We start from the raw sequence: 1,316 nt of genomic DNA on the forward strand, positions 1-1,316 counted from the left end.
AGTAATGCACATCGAAGTAACGACGGTTACCGATGAACGTTTCGGTTTGTTTCGCGAGGCCATCTTCAACCATGTAAGCCAGTGAATCGCCAATCGAGTGCATCACGCCATCTTTGATGTTGCCGATGTTGCCAATGGCTTCCACACAGCGGTTCCATTTACGACCGTTGCGATATACCTGTTTGAATTGCTCTAAGCTGTCTAACACGATCATGGGTTACGCCTAGTTGACTGATTGAGTATTGGTTTGAGTGAAAAACGCGTTGTCGAAATCATGGTTTGCCATCACGTGTGCGTTGCAATCGCCTGCTTGCAGTGGCATCAGCGTCAAACCGTAACGGAACTCGTCCATGTACACGCGGTAAGAGTCGAGCACTTCGCTGCCCCATGAGTTCGAGCCTAACCCCATAACTTGATGGTCAAGGTTAAGGGTGATGTAGCCACTCTTTTCTAGCTCGATCGTATGTTGCGCTTCATGCAGATTTTGGTTGGTGTAGAACCACGCGCTGAAGTTGATTTCTTGCTGAGGTTTCACCAATAACCCTGTGCCATGACGGTTGGTGAGTGAGGCCCAGCGCACGTGTTGGCGGTTGCCGTTGTTTTGCGGGAACGGGTAGTTCTCGAACATGTCCGCCACGTTGGTGTGGTACAGATCGATGATGTTGGCTTGGCGGCTGTCTTGATAGTTCTCTTCAGGGCCGCGACCGTAGTAACTCACTTGATCAAAGCTGCCGTTGATGCCTAAATCCAAGCCGATGACCGGAATCACGTGAGGGTAGTCGCCGTAGCGCTCGCCACTCAGTTCCACGTTCAAATGGCCTTGAGCATTGATTTGATAACGATAGGTACAACGCATGCCAAAATCAAAGACCGGCGGCGCAATGATGCTGGTGGTCGTAATCAAGACGGAATCATCAGTTGCTTCCACAGCAAGTGTGCGGAAGTGCTCCTGCATGATTTGCAGATGCGCTGGGTGCCACAAACCTTCATACTCTTGTTTGTGGTTATCAATCATCGGTTTGAAGAAGTTCAGTCTCGGCTCAGATTGAATGATCTCTTCGCCATTTACGCGCCAAGAAGTCAGCTTGCCGTTTACTTTCGAGAAAGTAAGCGTGAAGTTATGGCCTTCAATTACGTGTTCCAAACGGCTTTCGTTAATCACCAAAGGTTGTGCGTTGCGATTGATGAACGCAGGTGCAGACGCAGTCTTTTCTTTCAGTTGGAACTGATACACCGCAATTTCATGGTTGGCTTCGCTGTAAAGTGTGCGACTGTCTTTGCGTACGGTGAAGTTAACAAAGGCTTCGCGCTCATCC

1 protein-coding gene and 1 pseudogene are annotated in these 1,316 nt (G+C 49.4%); both read right to left on the bottom strand.

Annotated features, from left to right (window positions below):
• Nucleotides 1-214 (bottom strand): YhcH/YjgK/YiaL family protein (locus R7O12_RS25210; protein WP_318126797.1); only part of this gene is annotated, 214 nt, incomplete at its 3' end.
• 9 nt (nt 215-223) lie between these two features.
• Nucleotides 224-1,316, bottom strand: a pseudogene (gene ebgA / locus R7O12_RS25215) (beta-galactosidase subunit alpha); the annotation flags it as partial.

It is taken from the genome of Vibrio sp. Vb1574, from assembly GCF_033338675.1.